Below are 17,620 nucleotides of genomic sequence, written 5' to 3'. Positions count from 1 at the left end.
ATGAGCAGCTACGACCCGGCGGACACGGCGGCCGGCTCCACGGAGCCCGGTGGCACCCGCCCCCGCGTGGGGACCGTGGTGTGGGGCCTGATCGTGCTGGCTCTGGCCGCACTGATAATCGTCTCCCGACTGGGCCTCGTCGCCCTGAACGGAACCTACGTGCTGATCGGCCTGATGATCGGGGCTGGCGCCGCACTGGTGATCGGCGGACTGCTCTCAGCCCGCGGACGTGACAAAGAAACCACAACAGGGAAGTCTTGAAACATGGATAAGTTCTTCAGCATCGTCCGGGGCCTTGGCCTGAAACGCGGTCCGCAGCGCTGGCTGGGCGGCGTGTGCGGCGGGATCGCCGCCAAGCTGAACGTCGACGTCGCGTACGTCCGGATCGGGTACCTGCTGTTCGCCCTGATCCCCGGGCCGGCGTTCCTGTTCTACCTGGCAGCCTGGTTGATCCTGCCGGACCAGCGGAACGCGATCATCCTCGAGTCCTTCCTCGAGCGGCGCGCCGGCCGGCCCTGAGCCGGCCCTGAGCCAGTCCGCCGGACCACCAGCCCCACCAGCAACCCACAGTGCCCCCGCCGCTCCGGCGGGGGCACTGTGCGTTGGTCACGGTTTGTGTCCTGCCCCACATGCGCGATTAGACTTCTAGGTGAGCTCAGCGTGGCGCTCTGCCTGTACCCCTTCGAACCAGGATTTGAGCCGAGACATGAAAATTGGAATCCTCACCAGCGGCGGAGACTGCCCCGGGCTGAACGCCGTGATCCGCGGCGCCGTCCTGAAAGGCATCGCCGTACACGGCCACGAATTCGTGGGATTCCTGGACGGCTGGCGCGGCGTGGTCGAGGGCGACGTCATCGACATCCCGCGTGCACTGGTCCGCGGCATCGCCAAGCAGGGCGGAACCATCCTCGGCACGTCCCGCACCAACCCGTTTGAGAACAACGGCGGGCCCGAGGTCATCAAGGCGAACATGGACCGCCTCGGCATCGATGCCATCATCGCCATTGGCGGCGAAGGCACCCTGGCCGCAGCTAAGCGCCTGACCGACGCCGGGCTGAAGATCGTCGGCGTACCCAAGACGGTGGACAACGACCTCGACGCCACGGACTACACCTTCGGCTTCGATACCGCCGTCGAGATCGCCACCGAGGCCATCGACCGGCTCCGCACCACCGGGGAATCCCACCACCGGACCATGATCGCCGAGGTCATGGGCCGCCACGTCGGCTGGATCGCCCTGCACGCCGGCATGGCCTCCGGCGCCCACGCCATCCTCATCCCGGAGCAGAAGGCCTCGATGGAACAGATCACCGAGTGGGTCATCTCAGCCCGCGACCGCGGCCGCGCACCGCTGGTGGTCGTCGCGGAGGGCTTCGTTCCCGAAGGCCAGGAATCCCCGCACTCCGAGCGCGGTCTGGACACCTTCGGCCGGCCGCGCCTTGGCGGCATCGCCGAACTGCTGGCCCCCGAGCTTGAGGCCCGCACCGGGATCGAGACCCGCGCCACCGTGCTCGGCCACATCCAGCGCGGCGGCGTCCCCACCGCATTCGACCGAGTCCTGGCAACCCGGCTCGGCATGGCTGCGATCGATTCGGTGGTCGAGCAGCGCTGGGGAACCATGGTTTCGCTGAACGGTACCGACATCGTCCACGTCGGCTTCGATGCCGCACTGGGCAACCTCAAGAGCGTCCCGGCGCACCGCTACGAGGAAGCCGCCGTCCTCTTCGGCTGAGGCTTCCCCGTCCCCACGACGCTGGCTGGGTAGGGTTGAAGCATGACTCTTGCGCCCGGTTCCGCTGAAATCATCCAGCTCGCGTGGGCCCGCCGGCTGGGGCTCGACGACGCCGCTTTCGCCACCGCGGCGGGCCGCCGCCTCACCCGGGCGGACGACTCTGCCCGTTGGCTGCAGTTCGTCCGCCTGTTCGGCAGCTCGGCCCTGGTGGGGCCGCAGTGGGCGCTGGACGCCGCAGCCGGGTATTCGGACGAGGAACTGGCGCAGCACGTCACGCTGCTGACCATCACCCGCGCACACGGCGGGCACGGGCTGGGCGCCGCCGCATTGTTCTTCGCCGATGATCTGGCCCTGCAGCAGCCTGCCGAGGAGCTGACCGTCTCGCACGGCAACCCGGAAGCGGTCGAACTCGAGGCCCTGTGCCCGCCGGACGATGTCAACGAGGTGGGCCTGGCGGACCTTGAGCACCGCTTCACGATCATGCACCTCGAAGACGGCCGCCGCACCCCGGTGGCGTGCGGCGCCTACACCGAGTGGGAAGGCATCCTGGCCCAGCTTGGAGTGCTGGTGGCCCCCGAATGGCGGCGCCGCGGCCTCGGCACCCTTGCGGCCTCGATTGCGGCCCACGAGGCGCTGGCCTCCGGGCTGACGCTGCAGTGGCGCAGCGATGTCAGCAATCACGGGTCCCTCGCGCTGGCCCGGAGCCTGGGCTTCACCGCCGGTGGCATCCAGACCAGCGTGCTGCTCGGCTAAGCGGACACGGCCGGAGCCCGGCGTCGGCCTAGCCCCGCTTGGCCTCGGCGTCCTCTGCGACGGCGGCCACGCCGTCTGTTGCCGCCGGAACCGCGCCCGGCGTGCCCCAGCCCTGCTGCGGCTGGGGTTTGGCAAAGAACAGCGCCACGGCCGCGCCGAGCAGGATCACGGCGGCGGGCAGCAGGATGGACTGGCCCATCGCCGTCGAGAACCCTTCGTGCAGCGCCTCGGGCAGTTTCCCTCCGAAGGCCATCGGGCTCGACTTCGCGGACGCGCCCGGGGCCGGCGGCAGTTCCGCGGCAAGCCGGGCCTGGATCAGCACCGCGATGGCCGCGCTGCCCAGGACCGCGCCGATCTGGCGGGTGGTGTTGTAGACGCCGGACCCGGCTCCCGCGAGCCGGGGCGGCAGGTTGCGGGTGGCAGTGGAGCTCAGCGGAGCCCAGATGCCAGCGTTCGCGAACCCCAGCACGGCACTCGGCAGCAGGAAGAGCCAGATGGGAGTATCCGGATGCATCAGCGAGGCATTCCAGAACAGGGCCACGGACATCAGGGTCAGGCCGCCCGCCGTGATGAACTTCGGGTTGACCCGGTCGATGATCCTGCCCACGACGGGGGCCAGCCCGCCGGAGATCACGGCCATCGGAACCATCATGAGGGCCGACTGCGTCGGGGTCAGGCCGCGCACCACCTGGTAGTAGAAGATCAGCGGCAGGCCGAAGGCGGTTACGGTGAAGCCGACGGTGGTGATGCCGAGGTTGGCCAGGGAGAAGTTGCGGTCCTTGAACAAGCCCAGCGGCAGCAGCGGTTCGCCCTTGTTGTACCGCTGCCAGACCACGAAGGCGACGAGGACCACGATGCCGCCGATGATCAGTCCCCAGACGGTGATGGGCCCGGTGATGGTGCCCCAGTCGTAGGTTTCGCCTTCCTGGATTCCGAAGACCAGCAGGAACAGGCCGACGGCGCTGAGCAGCACGCCGGGGATGTCGAACTTGTGCGGGTGGGTGCTCAATGCGGGAACGAAGCGCAGGGCCAGGAAGAACCCGGTGATCCCCACCGGAATGTTGATGAAGAAGATCCATTCCCAGCCCAGTCCGTCCACCAGCACGCCGCCGAGGATCGGACCCACCAGGGTGGCGACGCCGGCCGTGGCGCCCCAGATGCCCATCGCGGCGCCGCGGCGGTCCGGCGGGAAGATGCGGGTGATGACCGCCATGGTCTGCGGCGTCATCATCGCGGCCCCGAGACCCTGCAGTACCCGGGCCTCGATCAGCGTCTGGACGTCGCCGGAGAGGCCGCACCACAGCGACGCAACGGTGAACACCACGAGGCCGGACAGGTAGAGCTTCTTCGGCCCGAAGCGGTCACCCAGCCGGCCGGTGATGAGCAGCGGCACGGCGTAGGCCAGCAGGTAGGCGCTGGTGACCCAGATTACCGAGTTGATGTCCGCGTTGAGGCCTTCCATGATCCGGGGGTTCGCCACCGAAACGATGGTGGTGTCGATCAGGATCATGAAGAATCCGATCACCAAGGACCAGAGGGCGGCCCACGGCCTCGCTACGTTTTCCATTTCGGTTCCTTACGGTGCGTGTTGCAGGCTAAGCGGGTGGTGGAGCCGGGGTGAAGCTGTGGGATCCGGCGCTGCTGGCTGGGCGGTGCCCGGTTCAGCCGAGGAGCGCCAGAATATCGTTGCGGGCAAACATTTGGGCGGCAGCCCGGGCGGAGGGACTTCCGGCGTCGGGGTCGGCGCCCGCCTCCACGAGGACCTGCACCACGTCCGGGTAACCCTTGAATACGGCGCCGGCGAGCGGTGTCTGGCCGCGGTCGTTGGCCGTGTTGGCGTCCCCGCCGTGCGCCAGGATCAGCCGGACGGCATCCGCCTGGCCGTGGTAGGCCGCAAGCATCAGCAGCGTGTCCCCCGTCGCGGTGGTCAGCGTCGCTGGGGCGCCTGCCGCGAGGTAGCCGCCGAGCAGCGCGGAGTTTCCTTCGCGGGCGGCGTCGAACAATGCGTGGGCCAGGGCGAGCGTCTCGTCGTCGGGGCCGGCCGGCTGGGGCGCCGCCGACTCGGTTCCGCCGCTCACCGGGTCCCCCGGAGGAAGCCGGTCTGGCGTCCCACGACCTGTCCGGCGTCGGGAGCCACGATGGGCTCCTGCGCCGCGGGGTAGGGTTCCTCGCCGTCCATCACGGTCAGCACCTGGTCCGGGGCGACGGAACGCTTGATGACCGCCAACGCCACCGGACCCATTTCGTAGTGCTGCGCCACGGATGTCACTGTGCCGACCTTCCGCTCGCCGGCCCGGACCTCGCTGCCGACAGCGGGCAGCGTGTGCTGGGACCCGTCGAGTTGGAGGAACACCAGACGCCGCGGCGGGTGGCCCAGATTGTGCACCCGGGCGATGGTTTCCTGTCCCTTGTAGCAGCCCTTCGCGAGGTGCACCGCCGTGCGCAGCAGGTCCAGTTCGTGCGGGATGGTCTTGTCGTCCGTCTCTGCTCCCCAGCGGGGACGCCACGCCGCGATGCGCAGCGCCTCGGCCGCCATTACGCCGGCCAGCGGGCGGTCCGCCACGGTGGCCTCAAGCTCGGTGGCCGGCACGAGGTATTCGAACCAGGGCCGTTCCAGGCCGGGGTGGGCATCCTCGCCAACCACCGCGTAGGAGTACCCTCCGGCACCGACGTGCGGCCACGGGTCTTCCCAGACCTTGTGTCCGGACCATTCCGGCACCGGCCGGGTGGTGCCCAGTACTGCCCAGTCCGCCGAGACGTCGGCCACCTCGACCCGGAGCATGAACTTCATCCTGGTCAGCCATTCGGCGAGCGGCGGGGCCTCTGCGGCCTCCACGATCAGCCAGGTGGTGGCGCCGTCGTCCAGAACCCGTGCGTCGAACTCGATCCGGCCCTGCACGCTGAGCAGCAGCAGTTCGGTGGACTGGCCCGGAGCCAGGGCGGTGAGCTGCTGCGAGGAGAGGGTGTTGAGCCAGCTCAGCCGGTCTGGTCCACTCACCGTGACTACGCCGCGCTGGGACAAATCCACGACGGCGGTTCCGGCAGCCAGTGCGCGCTGCTCGCGCAACGGTTCGCCGTAGTGGGCGGCGACGCCGGCGTCCGCGCCGGCCGCTTCGACGGCGCCCGGGCGCGACAGCAGGGGGCTCTTGGTAGTCATATGAAGTAGAAGTCCTCGGGGCTCAGCGGTATTCCGGATTTTCGAAGTCGAATCGGGTGCCGGCTTTCCAGTCATCAGGCAGGTTGCCGTAGGCGGGAATGCCCCCGGCATCCTTGAGCATCCGGGCCAGGTGCAGCAGGTTCCACGTCATGAAGGTGGTGTTGCGGTTGGTGAAGTCGCTTTCCGGGCCGCCGGAGCCTTCGTCCAGGTAGCTCGGACCGGGTCCAACCGCACCGATCCAGCCCGCGTCCGCCTGGGGCGGGATGGTGAAGCCGATGTGCTGGAGGCTGTAGAGCACGTTCATGGCGCAGTGCTTGATGCCGTCCTCGTTGCCGGTGATGAGGCAGCCGCCCACCTTCGGGTAGAACGCCCACTGGCCCTTGGAGTTCAGTTCGCCGGAGTGCGCGTAGAGCCGCTCGATCAGTTTCTTGGTCTGGGACGAGTTGTCCCCGAGCCAGATCGGTCCGGCGACCACCACAATGTCCGCTTCCCGCACCGCCGGGTACAGTGCGGGCCATTCGTCGCTCGCCCAGCCGTGCTCACGCATGTCCGGGTAGACGCCGCTGGCAATGTCGTGGTCCACCGTCCGGATGACGCTGGTGGCGACGCCCTGCTTCTCCATGATCCTGCGGCTGATCTCGATCAGGCCCTGCGTATTGGACGTCTCCGGGGACTTCTTCAGGGTGCCGTTGAAGAACACCGCCTTGAGGTCGCTGTACCTGCCGGATTGCGCCGTGCCGTTACCGGCGCCACTTGCTGTCTCGTTCACTGTGGTGCTCCCTGCGTTCGCTGCGGACAACGGAAATCCAGTGAGACCCCGGCCTACGCCGGACGTGCGGTTCAGTCGAGCTTGCTGAGGATGGCGGAGGCGTGTGCTTCCAGGCCGCCGCCCGGCGTCGTGCTCTGGCCCGCGGCAACGTCCCAGCGCCAGAGCAACTTGCCGTCGACCAAACCGAAGATCCGGGTGGCGGCCGTGTACTCCTTGGAGTGGCTGCCGCGCATCACCATGTCGGTGCTGAGCTGGATTTGCGGGCCCTTGATCTGGCCGTAGTACAACTCGGAAATCCCGCCGGGGTGTGAGATGGAGACGGAAATGTCGAAGCCGCCGTCGCTGTTGCGCAGCTCCTCGACCTCGTCGGCGCTCTTGAGCACCGGGACGATGTCGGCCGGGATCAGCCCAGGGCCGCCGTCCTCATCGCGCTGCTTGCGCTCCAGGGCCCAGAAACCGGTCTCCACGGTCAGCGGGCGGAGTTTGGTTCCCTCGTCGTCCGTCAGCCAGGACTCGGCCCGGTACTGCAGGTACGGCAGGCCGTTGTGGGTGAAGGAGACGTGCTGGAGGAAATGCTCCGAATCCTCTTCCCCGGCACCGAGCCGGCCGCGGCCCTCCCACTCACCAATGAGCCAGGACAGCGGAACGAGTTCGGGCGTCAGATCTGTAGGAATTTCAATCGGCACAGCAGCTACCTCTGGAAACTACGGGTTCTGGACGTTTATCGGCTTTTTACTTCTGGCCCTTGAAGAGCCGGTACACCACAAAGCCGGCAAACCAGGCCATGGAAAGGCCGGCGACGGCCAGCAGGACAAGGAAGAAGATCTCAAATGCAAGTACGGACATGATGCCATCCTAACGCTTAGTGGAGGAGTAGTTTGTCTATGAAGTAAGCGAGCGAACCGACCGCGGAAACCGGCGCCAAACCCATGCTCAGCACGGCCGGCAGGTTCAATGTCGCGCCACGGATGATGACCAGCCTGCGGAAGCTGACCAGGACGGCCCCGACCACGATCCCGACCAGGGCGGCAGGCAGTACGGCAATGTCGGAGAGCACGAGGCCGGCCAGCGGACCGGCGAGCCCCGCCCCGACGATGCCCAGCGGGGCGACGATCCGGTCCGGCCAGCGGATCAGGCCCGCCATCAGGGCGATCGCCGCGCTGATGGCGGCAACGAGCAGCATTTCCTTGACCCCGTTGAAGCGCGAGCAAGCGATCCAGCCGGCGCCGAGGCAGGACAGCAACACCCCGGCGCTGGAGCCCAGGGTGGATTCGAGGCGCTGGGCCTGGCCTGTGCCGCGGATGAGCTGCATGACAAAGATGGCCATCACGCCGGCCGCGACAAACGCGGGCGTCCAGTTCAGGAAGCCCGGCGCGGGCAGGTAGGTGGCGGCGATTGCGGAGCCGATTCCGGGGAGGCCGATCAGGGCGGCGAGGGTCTTCTTCGCCGGGATGCCGAGAAAGTGCGGCCAGCCGATGCCGACGCAGACGGCGGTGAGCACGGCGACGCCCAGGAGGGCCTCGGGCGTGGAGTACGCACCGGCAATGATCGCGGCGAGCCCGGCCAGGCCGATGACACCGACACTCCACGACTTCACAGTTCCCCCTCCAACGCTGGCCCGGACGCTCCCACCGGCAGGGCACCCCGGACACGGTCCCCCACGATCAAGTTAGCCACGATCAACCGGTACCTTCGCTCACTGCGGACCCGTAGGGCCTGCTCGACTCTGCCGGGCTGCAGGCCCTGACGGTTCAATCCTGCCTTATATGAACGTTTTGTGTCGTAAGAGAGCCAAGCTGGAGCGGCGGAACAGTGTCTGCGGGGGGCCATTTGGGTATACTCAAAGCTCAGCTACGCTTCCTCCGGCAACCGCAGGCAGGTCACCGTCCGGAAGCTCAGTACCGGCCGGTGAGAGCCCGGTTCAGACGCCCAATGATGCGCGGACACCCCTTGGAGGAACCATGTCGCACATCCTGCTACTGACGAACAGCACCGGATCATCGGTGGATGTCCTGCCTGCGCTGGAACTGCTTAACCACCGCGTCCACATCCTTCCCGCCGAGCCCACGGCCCTGCTCGACACCGACCCGTGCGACATCGTGCTGCTCGACGCCCGCAAGGACCTGGTCGGCGCCCGCTCCCTCACCCAGTTGCTCAAGGCCACCGGGTTGAGCGCTCCCCTCATGCTGATCCTGACCGAGGGCGGCATGGCGGCGGTCTCCTCGGCCTGGGCCGTGGACGACATTCTGTTGGAGTCCGCCGGTCCCGCGGAAGTCGAAGCCCGCATCCGGCTCGGCGTCGCGCGTGCCCTGCCTGATGCGGACGACACCCCCACCGAGATCCGAGCGGCCGGCGTCGTCATCGATGAAGCCAGCTATACGGCCCGGGTGAACGGGGCTGCGCTGAACCTGACGTTCAAGGAATTTGAGCTGCTCAAGTACCTCGCCCAGCACCCCGGCCGGGTTTTCACACGCCAGCAGCTCCTCACCGAGGTCTGGGGCTACGACTACTACGGCGGCACCCGCACCGTGGACGTCCACGTCCGGCGGCTGCGCGCAAAGCTCGGCGCCGACCACGAGAACCTGATCAGCACCGTCCGCAACGTCGGGTACCGCCTCACGCTGGTCCGGCAGCCGGACGAAGAGCTCACCGAGGCCTAGCCGGCAGGCCGCCCCGGCCAGAGTCAGGTCCGGACGCCGGCGAGACACAGGACCGGACACAGGCCAGGCAGTGGCCGGACACGCAAAAGCCCCGGACTCGAGAGTCCGGGGCTTTCTTGCGCTGCAGTGGAGGACATACGGGTCGAACGTATCGAGGCCACCCCAGTGGTGGATCCCCCTCGCATCCACTGAACGGTTTGGGCCGCTCAACCGGATGAGATAACGACTATACGTGCCCCGAGCCGATGCATCAAATCCTCGCCATTCCCGCCCGCCAAACCGCCACGGACGTATAGCCTTGCACCATGAGTCCCGCGAATCCGGAGAACTGGCCCGTACTCACCCTGCAGGGAGCTGTGGACGAACAGCTCCTGCGGGACGTCACGACTCTCGTGGCCGCCGCCGAAGAGTCAGACGGCAACCCGCCGCTGTCGGAGCAAACCCTCGTGACGCTTCGCGCCCCGGACGCCGGCCCGCACTCCGTGCTGGCCCTTGCTCTCTACTCCCCCGACTATTCCCGGGAGGACTCCGGCACGGATGCCACCGGCCACCGCGCCGCCGGCTCACCCGGTCCGGGCCGGGGCAACGACCTGGCGGGTTTCGCCGTCGTCGTCGAGGAAGCGGACGGCAGCGGGGTGCTGGAGGTGGCGGTCCATCCGAACTACCGCAACCAGGGCGTCGCGGACCGGCTGGTCGGCGAACTCCAGAAGGTGCGCGGCTTCGCGGGCCTGAAGGCGTGGTCGCACGGCAACCACGAGGCCGCCGCTGACCTGGCCGCCCGCTACGGCTACGCCCCGGTCCGCGAACTGTGGAAGATGCGGCTCGCGACGGCGGCCTCGGAACTGCCCGACGTCGCCCTGCCCGAGGGCGTCTCGCTGCGCAGCTTCGTCCCCGGCCGGGACGAGGAGGAATGGCTCGCGGTCAACCGGGCAGCCTTCGCCCATCACCCCGAACAGGGGAACATGAGCCGGGCAGACCTGGACGCCCGGATGGCCGAGCCGTGGTTCGACCCCGCCGGTTTCCTGCTCGCGGTCGACGCCGCCGGCCGGATCCTCGGCTTCCATTGGACCAAGGTGCACCCCCGCCACGGCGAGCACCCGGCGATCGGCGAGGTGTACGTCGTTGGCGTCGCCCCCGAGGCGCAGGGCACCGGCCTCGGCAAGGCGCTGACCGTCGCCGGCATCAAGCACCTGCAACAGCAGGGCCTGCACGCCGTGATGCTCTACGTCGATGCGGACAACATTCCCGCCGTGGCGCTGTACCACCGGCTCGGCTTTTCGCGCTGGGACATGGACGTCATGTACGCGCCGCTGGAAGGGCGTTAGCCGGAGCTGCGGCCGGGCCCCCGGCGACGGCCGAAACCTGGGCTCCTCCGGATTCGATTCCTTGTAAGGTTGAAGCTAAATCGCGCCAGCATTAGGAGAGACCATGCAACGGGAAACTGCCCGGACGGCCACGTCTGAAGCCGCAACGCCGGACAAGGCTGCCCGTCCTGTGCGGGCCCGGTTCGGCTCCTCCGAAGTGCCCGCCTCGCGCGCCACGCAGGACCGGATCGACATCCCCGAGTTCGCCCCCAACCTGGAACCGGAAGGCGACATCAGCCCGGACCGCTTCCTGGACCGTGAACTCAGCTGGCTCGCGTTCAACGCACGCGTCCTGGAACTCGCCGAGGATCCCAACCTCTACCTGCTGGAACGCGTCAGCTTCCTGTCGATCTTCGCGTCCAACCTGGACGAGTTCTTCATGGTCCGCGTCGCCGGCCTCAAGCGCCGCATCGCCACCGGCCTCGCCGTGCCCTCCCCCGCCGGGCTGAGCCCGATGCAGGTCCTGGAACAGATCGGCGACGCCGCGCACCGGTTGCAGCAGCGCCACGCCCAGGTCTACGCCGACCAGATCCGCCCGGCCCTCGCCTACGAACACATCCACCTGATGCATTGGGAGGAACTCGACGACCAGGCCAAGGACCAGCTCAGCGCCATGTTCGCGGAGAAGGTCTTCCCGATCCTGACGCCGCTGGCCGTGGATCCGGCCCATCCCTTCCCCTACATCTCCGGGCTCTCGCTGAACCTCGCCGTCGTGGTCCGGAACCCGGTCAGCGACAAGGAGCTGTTCGCCCGTGTCAAGGTCCCGGACCAGCTGCCGCGGCTGATCTCCATCGACGGCCCGCGCGCCGGCTCGGTGCCCGGGCGGGTGGCCCGCTTCATCGCGCTCGAGGAAGTCATCGCCGTCCACCTGGACCAGCTCTTCGCCGGGATGGAGGTGCTGGAGCACCACACCTTCCGCGTGACCCGCAACGAGGACGTGGAGGTCGAAGAGGACGACGCCGAGAACCTGCTGCAGGCGCTGGAGAAGGAACTGCTGCGCCGCCGCTTCGGCCCGCCGGTCCGGCTCGAGGTCACCAACGACATCAACCCCAACATCAGGGCGCTGCTGATCCGCGAGCTCGGCGTCGAGGAATCCGAGGTCTATTCCGTCCCGGCCCCGCTGGACCTGCGCGGCCTCTCCGTGATCGCGGGCATCGACCGCGCGGACCTGCACTACCCCAAGCACGTGCCGCACACGTCCCGGTACCTCAACGAGTCCGAGACGTCCAAGGCGGCGAATGTCTTCGCGGCCATGCGGCGGCGGGACATCCTGCTGCACCACCCGTACGACTCCTTCTCCACGTCCGTGCAGGCTTTCCTGGAGCAGGCCGCCGCGGACCCGAAGGTGCAGGCCATCAAGCAGACCCTGTACCGCACGTCCGGCGACTCACCCATCGTTGACGCCCTGATCGACGCCGCCGAGGCCGGCAAGCAGGTGCTCGCCCTGGTGGAAATCAAGGCCCGCTTCGACGAGCAGGCCAATATCTCCTGGGCCCGGAAGCTGGAACAGGCCGGGGTCCACGTGGTCTACGGGATCGTGGGGCTCAAGACCCACTGCAAGCTCTCCCTCGTGGTCCGCCAGGAAGTGGACGGACTGCGCCGCTACTGCCACATCGGCACCGGCAACTACCACCCGCGCACCGCGCGCTACTACGAGGACCTGGGCCTCCTGACCGCCAACGAGCAGGTGGGCGAGGATCTGTCCAGGCTGTTCAACCAGCTCTCCGGCTACGCGCCCAAGTCCACGTTCAAGAGGCTGCTGGTCGCCCCGAGGTCGGTTCGTTCCGGGCTGATCGACCGGATCGAAACCGAGATCCGCAACGCCCGGGCGGGAATCGCGGCCCGGGTCCAGATCAAGGTGAATTCAATGGTGGACGAAGCCATCATCGACTCCCTCTACCGGGCCTCCCAGGCCGGGGTGCAGGTGGACGTGATCGTCCGCGGCATCTGCTCCCTGCGCCCGGGCGTGCCCGGGCTCAGCGAGAACATCACCGTGCGGTCCGTCCTGGGCCGCTTCCTGGAGCACTCCCGCGTCTTCGCCTTCGCCAACGCGGGCGACCCGGTGGTCTACATCGGCTCGGCCGACATGATGCACCGCAACCTGGACAGGCGGGTGGAGGCCCTCGTGCAGCTCAGCAGCGGGGACGACACCACGTACGTCCTGGACATGCTCAACCGCTACATGGATCCTGCCACCGCCAGCTGGCATTTGGACAACAGCGGCGAATGGGTCCGCCACCACCTCGCGGAGGACGGCACCGCGCTGCAGGACGTCCAGTCATGGCTGCTCAACTCGCGGTCGCGGCAGCGCTCGGCGAGCCTGCGCTAAGGCACGGTTGTGAGCAGCGATTCACTGGTCGCGGACCAGACCGACCATCCGGGCGAAGCGATAGCGGTCGTGGCCGCCGGCGCCCTGCCCTGGCGCGTCAACAAGGACAAGCTTGAGGTCCTGCTGATCCACCGCCCCCGCTACGACGACTGGTCCTGGCCCAAGGGCAAGCTCGATCCGGGCGAGACCGTTCCCGAGTGCGCCGCCCGCGAGGTGGAAGAGGAGATCGGCCTCAAGGCGCCGCTGGGCATACCGTTGCCGCCCATCCACTACCACGTGGCGGCGGGCCTGAAGGTGGTGCACTACTGGGCGGTCGACGTCGACGGCGCTCCCCTCCGCCCCGACGGCAAGGAGGTGGACAGCGTCATGTGGTGTTCACCGGAAAAGGCAGCGGGCCTGCTCAGCAACCCCGGCGACCGTGCCCCGCTGGAACACCTCGTAGCTGCACATTCCCGCGGCGAACTGGACACCTGGCCGCTGCTGGTTGTGCGCCATGCCAAGGCTAAGCCCCGCTCGTCCTGGTCCAAGGCCGAGGGCGACCGTCCACTGGCGGCCACGGGGGCACGGCAGGCCCAGGCCGTGGGCCGGCTGCTTCAGGCCTGGAGCCCCCCACGGGTGGTCACGAGCCCCTGGCTGCGCTGCGTGGCCACGGTCGCCCCCTACGCCAAGGCCGTCGACGCCAAGGTGAAGCTGCACGAGTCCCTGACCGAACACCTGCACGGCCGGAGTCCGCACAAGACCGCGAACGTCGTCGAGTCCCTGTTTGACAAGGGGCGCGCGGTGGCACTGTGCACGCACCGGCCCGCGCTCCCCACGGTTTTCGCCCAGCTGGGCAAGCACATGAACTCACGGCTGCGCGGCTTGCTTCCCTCCACCGACCCCTTCCTCTCGCCCGGGGAGATCGTCGTCTGCCATGTCTCGCACAGCAAGGGCAAGGTCGTGGCCGTGGAGCAGTTCCGCCCCTTCGACGACTAGGGTGCTTGACCCCGACGTCCACGAACCCTAGTTTGTATCAAGTACTTGATACATAACTGCGGGGTCTTTGGGGGATTTCATGCCGGCCGAGTTCTACTTTCCATCGATGCTGCTGTTCGGTCCGATGATCGCTGCCGTGATCGTCTACGCCGTGCTTCGCTGGGTGATTTGGGCCCCGGACACCGGCACGTCACCGTCGTCGGTGTCCGAACACGCCCTCTGGGTGGGGGTCATCGGCTGGCTCGGGAGCTCCCTGCAGGGCGCCATGAACCTCGGCATCATCCCGGCCAACCCCTCCGTGGGCGGCGCCCTGACGACCGCGGGGACGATTATCCCCGCACTGGCCTGGCCGCTGCTGGGGTGCCTGGGGGTGCATGCCCTCGGCCAGATCAGCTATCCGGGCCCGCGCCGGATGCGTCGGCAGACCGTACTCTCCGTCCGGCGGATCCGCGACTTCCTGCCCCGCCGGCTGGCGGCGGTCACGGCGGCCGTCTTTGCCGCCGCCGGGGCCTTCATTGCATGGACCGGCACCCTTCCGGGATTCTCACCGCTTAGGCCCGAAACCGTGGTGGACGGGCCCTACACGCGGCAGACCAGCGGCGCCGACGGCCGGATACCAGGGCCGGAACTGGCCGGCTGGCTGGGCGGCGCCCTGGCCTTCCTGGCCATCGGAACCTGGCTGGTGCTGCGGCTGATAGCCAGCCGCCGCCAGTTGGAGGCCCTCGACGCCGGCGACAACGCCCTGCTGCGGACCATCGCGATGAACCGCCTGCTCCGTACCGTATCCACCGTGGCCGCCGGGCTGGGAGTCATCGCCGGAAACTTCGCGGCACGGCCTGATCCTTCCGCCGGCATCACGGGATGGACGAATCCCGCCGGCGTCGTCGGCATGGCCGTGCTGCTGGTGATGTGGTGCTGGCGGCCGCCCCGGCTCGCGGCCGCCGGGCTGGGCACGCGGAACCGGCCAGTCGCGGACCTGAAGACGGGCGGACAGCATCCCGCGGCCCGGCTGATCTCCTCGCTGGGTCCCCTGCTGGGCCTCGCGGCGGCGGTACCACTGCTGGCCGGGGTCTTCGTCGTCCCCGGGCTGACGGCCGCCGCGGCGGCCTTCGGCTTGGCAGGCTTCGTGGCGCTGATGGCGGCCGCGGTGCTGGGGGTCCTCGCCGCGGGCGAGCTGCTGCTGCAACGCAATTACGGGGACCCGACGGCGCCGCGCAGCTGGCCGCGCAGGCCGGCCAGCCCCGCGCTGCTGGCCACCGCAGCCCTGGCCGTGCTCATCTTCGTGCTCGTACTGTCCATCACCGCGGCCGGCCAGCAGAGGCTCTACGGCGAGTCGGACTGGCTTCCGCCGGCCCTCCTGGCAGCGGGCGGGGCGGCCGCCTCGGTACCGGCCTTCCTGGCGGCCAGGCGCCGGCAGGGTGTGCCCGGCCTTTCCACAGCCGGGGATGCCGCGTTGCGCGCCATCACGGTCCATCGGGCGCTGCGGACCCTTGCAGCTATGTTCACCGCCCAGGCGGCCGTCCTGCTGCTGGCCCATAGCCCGGCGTGGGCCGCGGTGTTCGCCGCCTCGTCCTTCGGTGAACCGTTCAATCCCTCCGCGGATACGTGGTGGCCGGCCACCCTGGCCGGCGCGGTCCTCGGCACCGCAGCCACCATCATCGCCGTCATTCCGGTCGTCGGCCCGGCCCGCACGCCGCGCCGCCCCGCGCCCCGGCCGGACCACGAGCCCGCGGCATGACCGCGGGAATCTCCGTCAACCTGGGCTCCGCCACGCCGCCGTACGAGCAGATCCGCGGGCAAATTGCCTCCCTGATCGCCATCGGAGCGCTGCCCACGGGCACCCGGCTGCCCACCGTGCGGAGCCTCGCCGCCGACCTTGGCATAGCTGCCGGAACCGTCGCCCGCGCCTACAAGGAACTTGAGCAGGCCGCGCTCATCACCACCGGGCGCCGCAACGGGACCGTCGTCGCCGCCCCGGCCGGCGGGGAGGGGGCCAAGGATCCGGCGTCGTCGTCCATCAGCACGGAGGTGTCCGACGCCGCCGACCGCTACATCGCCGCGGGCCGCGCGGCCGGCCTGGACGACGGCGCGTTGCTCGCCCTGATCCGCGCCAGGCTCGGCCACCGCCACAAATACGGCGAGCAAGGCAGTTCTCAGTAGACTGGGAACGTGAGCATCCCAACGCCCTACGAAGACCTGCTGCGCGACGTCTTTGAGCACGGTACGCACAAATCGGACCGCACCGGGACGGGCACCCGCAGCGTGTTCGGCCGGCAACTCCGCTTCGACCTGGGCAAGAGCTTCCCGCTCATCACCACCAAGCGCGTGCATTTCAAGTCCGTCGCCGTGGAGCTGCTGTGGTTCCTGCGCGGGGACAGCAACGTGAAGTGGATGCAGGACCAGGGCGTCACCATCTGGAACGAATGGGCGGACGCCGACGGCGAACTCGGCCCGGTCTACGGCGTGCAGTGGCGCTCCTGGCCGACGCCCGAGGGCGGCCACATCGACCAAATCGCGGACCTCGTGGAAAACCTGAAGTCCAACCCCGATTCGCGCCGCCACATCGTCTCGGCGTGGAACGTCGCCGAGCTCAAGAACATGGCACTCCCGCCGTGCCACGCCTTCTTCCAGTTCTACGTGGCCAACGGCAAGCTCTCCTGCCAGCTCTACCAGCGCTCCGCGGACACCTTCCTTGGCGTGCCCTTCAACATTGCCTCCTACGCCCTGCTGACCTGCATGCTGGCTCAGCAGACCGGGCTGGAACCGGGCGAGTTCGTCTGGACCGGCGGTGACGTCCACCTCTACGAGAACCATCTGGACCAGGTCCTCACGCAGCTGGCACGGGAACCGTACGAATATCCGCAGCTGAGGATCATCCGTAAACCCGAGTCCATCTTCGACTACACGCTCGAGGACTTCGAGGTGGTCGGCTACCAGCACCACCCCACAATCAAGGCCCCGATCGCCGTATGAGCCCCGAACCTCATAAGAACAGGGAGACGAGCAAAGACATGGAACCGGTCGACTTCACCGAACAGCTCCGCGGCACCCTCACCGGGCTCGGCCTGGTCTGGGCGCAGACCAACACCGGAGTGATCGGCCAGGCCGGCTCCATGCCGTGGAACCTGCCCGAAGACATGCTGCACTTCAGCCGCCTCACCACCGGCCACCCGGTCATCATGGGGCGGAAGACCTGGAAATCCTTCCCGGACAAATACCGGCCGCTGCCCGGCCGGACGAACATTGTCATCAGCCGGCAGGAAGGCTGGGGCGGGACGCCGGAGGCGGAAGGCGCCCTGGCAGTCAGGTCCCTTGACGACGCCCTTTTGGAATCGCAGTTCGCGCCGGACCACCAGATGGTCTGGATTATTGGCGGCGGCGAAATTTTCACGCAGTCCCTGGATCTTGCCGACGTCGCCGTCGTCACCACCATCGACGCCGCCACCGAGGGCGACACCTTCGCCCCGGAACTTGGCTACGACTGGACCGCGGAGGCCAGCCTCCCGGCCGACGGCTGGCTGACCGCCGCGAACGGCACCCGCTACCGCATCACCCTGTGGCGCCGGACGGAGACCAAATAGTGCTGCGCAAACCCGAAGTGCTCTTTGTTCTCGGTTACATGCTGCTGCCGCTGCTGGCGCTGCTGTCCGCGATCGTGGGACTGACGATGATCCTCGGCGGCAACAAGATCGCCGGCGCGATCGTACTCGTCGTCGTCACCCAGCTGTTTGCGTTCGGGGCGGTGTTCGCCCTGCGGCGGCGCAAGAGCGCCCTCCTGGCAGAGCCCGACGCCGACTAACGGCACCGCACGGACCGCCCCGGATGCGGGGATGGGGAGAGCACCCCATCGCGGTGTCCCCGCCTCCCGGCTAGATTGGGGC

At 68.4% G+C, this 17,620-nt stretch carries 19 protein-coding genes; 13 read left to right on the top strand and 6 right to left on the bottom strand.

From position 1 onward, the window contains the following. From AC1DK9_RS03000 to AC1DK9_RS02985, 4 genes are all read left to right on the top strand, one after another. Positions 1-261 (top strand): hypothetical protein, encoded by a 261-nt coding sequence (locus AC1DK9_RS03000; protein WP_476862381.1) that lies wholly within the window; start codon positions 1-3, stop codon positions 259-261. A 3-nt stretch (positions 262-264) separates the two neighbouring features. Further along, positions 265-519, top strand: a complete 255-nt coding sequence (locus AC1DK9_RS02995; RefSeq protein ID WP_476914960.1) for a PspC domain-containing protein — start codon at positions 265-267, stop codon at positions 517-519. 187 nt (positions 520-706) lie between these two features. Then, positions 707-1,732 carry a 6-phosphofructokinase gene (locus AC1DK9_RS02990; RefSeq protein ID WP_476862382.1) on the top strand — a complete coding sequence of 342 codons (1,026 nt, stop codon included), beginning with the start codon at positions 707-709 and terminating at the stop codon, positions 1,730-1,732. 42 nt (positions 1,733-1,774) lie between these two features. After that, entirely contained in the window at positions 1,775-2,485 is a 711-nt protein-coding gene (locus AC1DK9_RS02985; RefSeq protein WP_476862383.1) for a GNAT family N-acetyltransferase, read from the top strand. Positions 2,486-2,513: 28 nt separating this feature from the next. Here the strand turns inward: AC1DK9_RS02985 and AC1DK9_RS02980 are convergent, their stop codons facing one another. From AC1DK9_RS02980 to AC1DK9_RS02955, 6 genes are all read right to left on the bottom strand, one after another. Continuing rightward, positions 2,514-4,052, bottom strand: coding sequence for a DHA2 family efflux MFS transporter permease subunit (locus AC1DK9_RS02980; RefSeq protein WP_476914959.1), 1,539 nt, complete (start codon positions 4,050-4,052; stop codon positions 2,514-2,516). A gap of 94 nt (positions 4,053-4,146) precedes the next feature. After that, entirely contained in the window at positions 4,147-4,563 is a 417-nt protein-coding gene (locus tag AC1DK9_RS02975) for an ankyrin repeat domain-containing protein (protein ID WP_476862385.1), read from the bottom strand. After that, a complete protein-coding gene (ygfZ, locus tag AC1DK9_RS02970) occupies positions 4,560-5,642 on the bottom strand; it encodes a CAF17-like 4Fe-4S cluster assembly/insertion protein YgfZ (protein ID WP_476914958.1) in 1,083 nt (360 codons plus the stop codon). Before ygfZ ends, AC1DK9_RS02975 begins: the two co-directional genes overlap by 4 nt. Before the next feature lie 22 nt (positions 5,643-5,664). Beyond that, positions 5,665-6,411, bottom strand: coding sequence for a flavodoxin family protein (locus AC1DK9_RS02965; RefSeq protein WP_476914957.1), 747 nt, complete (start codon positions 6,409-6,411; stop codon positions 5,665-5,667). Positions 6,412-6,482: 71 nt separating this feature from the next. Beyond that, positions 6,483-7,097, bottom strand: coding sequence for a nitrobindin family protein (locus tag AC1DK9_RS02960; protein WP_476914956.1), 615 nt, complete (start codon positions 7,095-7,097; stop codon positions 6,483-6,485). Between the two features lie 176 nt (positions 7,098-7,273). Then, positions 7,274-8,008, bottom strand: coding sequence for a permease (locus AC1DK9_RS02955; RefSeq protein WP_476862389.1), 735 nt, complete (start codon positions 8,006-8,008; stop codon positions 7,274-7,276). 364 nt (positions 8,009-8,372) lie between these two features. Here AC1DK9_RS02955 and AC1DK9_RS02950 point away from each other — a divergent pair, with 364 nt between their 5' ends. From AC1DK9_RS02950 to AC1DK9_RS02910, 9 genes are all read left to right on the top strand, one after another. Beyond that, the gene (locus AC1DK9_RS02950; RefSeq protein ID WP_476862390.1) at positions 8,373-9,071 is read left to right on the top strand and encodes a winged helix-turn-helix transcriptional regulator; all 699 of its coding nucleotides are present in this window, start codon (positions 8,373-8,375) and stop codon (positions 9,069-9,071) included. A gap of 305 nt (positions 9,072-9,376) precedes the next feature. After that, entirely contained in the window at positions 9,377-10,396 is a 1,020-nt protein-coding gene (gene mshD / locus AC1DK9_RS02945; protein WP_476914955.1) for a mycothiol synthase, read from the top strand. Between the two features lie 103 nt (positions 10,397-10,499). Continuing rightward, a complete protein-coding gene (locus tag AC1DK9_RS02940) occupies positions 10,500-12,764 on the top strand; it encodes an RNA degradosome polyphosphate kinase (protein WP_476914954.1) in 2,265 nt (754 codons plus the stop codon). 9 nt (positions 12,765-12,773) lie between these two features. Then, on the top strand, positions 12,774-13,739 hold the full coding sequence (locus AC1DK9_RS02935; RefSeq protein WP_476862393.1) for an NUDIX hydrolase: 966 nt from the start codon (positions 12,774-12,776) through the stop codon (positions 13,737-13,739). 79 nt (positions 13,740-13,818) lie between these two features. Continuing rightward, positions 13,819-15,477, top strand: coding sequence for a hypothetical protein (locus tag AC1DK9_RS02930; protein ID WP_476862394.1), 1,659 nt, complete (start codon positions 13,819-13,821; stop codon positions 15,475-15,477). After that, complete coding sequence (locus AC1DK9_RS02925) at positions 15,474-15,899, top strand: GntR family transcriptional regulator (RefSeq protein WP_476914953.1); 426 nt, start codon at positions 15,474-15,476, stop codon at positions 15,897-15,899. Before AC1DK9_RS02930 ends, AC1DK9_RS02925 begins: the two co-directional genes overlap by 4 nt. A gap of 9 nt (positions 15,900-15,908) precedes the next feature. Beyond that, positions 15,909-16,712 (top strand): thymidylate synthase, encoded by an 804-nt coding sequence (locus tag AC1DK9_RS02920; protein WP_476914952.1) that lies wholly within the window; start codon positions 15,909-15,911, stop codon positions 16,710-16,712. 38 nt (positions 16,713-16,750) lie between these two features. After that, positions 16,751-17,320, top strand: coding sequence for a dihydrofolate reductase (locus AC1DK9_RS02915; RefSeq protein ID WP_476915236.1), 570 nt, complete (start codon positions 16,751-16,753; stop codon positions 17,318-17,320). Next, positions 17,320-17,538, top strand: coding sequence for an NF038396 family protein (locus AC1DK9_RS02910; RefSeq protein ID WP_476862398.1), 219 nt, complete (start codon positions 17,320-17,322; stop codon positions 17,536-17,538). The genes AC1DK9_RS02915 and AC1DK9_RS02910 overlap by 1 nt, the downstream gene beginning before the upstream one ends. The last annotated feature ends 82 nt before the right edge of the window (positions 17,539-17,620 follow it).

Source organism: Arthrobacter sp. 01T414, assembly GCF_056398965.1.
The sequence above is the reverse complement of the archived record's forward strand: the minus strand, read 5'-3'. Positions and strand labels throughout refer to the sequence as shown.

Excerpts from the sequence above, each read along its gene's own strand:
- AC1DK9_RS02915 (WP_476915236.1), top strand. The coding sequence starts at position 16,751 with ATGGAACCGGTCGACTTCACCGAACAGCTCCGCGGCACCCTCACCGGG.
- AC1DK9_RS02925 (WP_476914953.1), top strand. The coding sequence starts at position 15,474 with ATGACCGCGGGAATCTCCGTCAACCTGGGCTCCGCCACGCCGCCGTAC.
- AC1DK9_RS02950 (WP_476862390.1), top strand. The coding sequence starts at position 8,373 with ATGTCGCACATCCTGCTACTGACGAACAGCACCGGATCATCGGTGGAT.
- AC1DK9_RS02980 (WP_476914959.1), bottom strand. The coding sequence starts at position 4,052 with ATGGAAAACGTAGCGAGGCCGTGGGCCGCCCTCTGGTCCTTGGTGATC.
- mshD (WP_476914955.1), top strand. The coding sequence starts at position 9,377 with ATGAGTCCCGCGAATCCGGAGAACTGGCCCGTACTCACCCTGCAGGGA.
- ygfZ (WP_476914958.1), bottom strand. The coding sequence starts at position 5,642 with ATGACTACCAAGAGCCCCCTGCTGTCGCGCCCGGGCGCCGTCGAAGCG.
- AC1DK9_RS02930 (WP_476862394.1), top strand. The coding sequence starts at position 13,819 with ATGCCGGCCGAGTTCTACTTTCCATCGATGCTGCTGTTCGGTCCGATG.
- AC1DK9_RS02990 (WP_476862382.1), top strand. The coding sequence starts at position 707 with ATGAAAATTGGAATCCTCACCAGCGGCGGAGACTGCCCCGGGCTGAAC.
- AC1DK9_RS03000 (WP_476862381.1), top strand. The coding sequence starts at position 1 with ATGAGCAGCTACGACCCGGCGGACACGGCGGCCGGCTCCACGGAGCCC.
- AC1DK9_RS02995 (WP_476914960.1), top strand. The coding sequence starts at position 265 with ATGGATAAGTTCTTCAGCATCGTCCGGGGCCTTGGCCTGAAACGCGGT.
- AC1DK9_RS02940 (WP_476914954.1), top strand. The coding sequence starts at position 10,500 with ATGCAACGGGAAACTGCCCGGACGGCCACGTCTGAAGCCGCAACGCCG.
- AC1DK9_RS02985 (WP_476862383.1), top strand. The coding sequence starts at position 1,775 with ATGACTCTTGCGCCCGGTTCCGCTGAAATCATCCAGCTCGCGTGGGCC.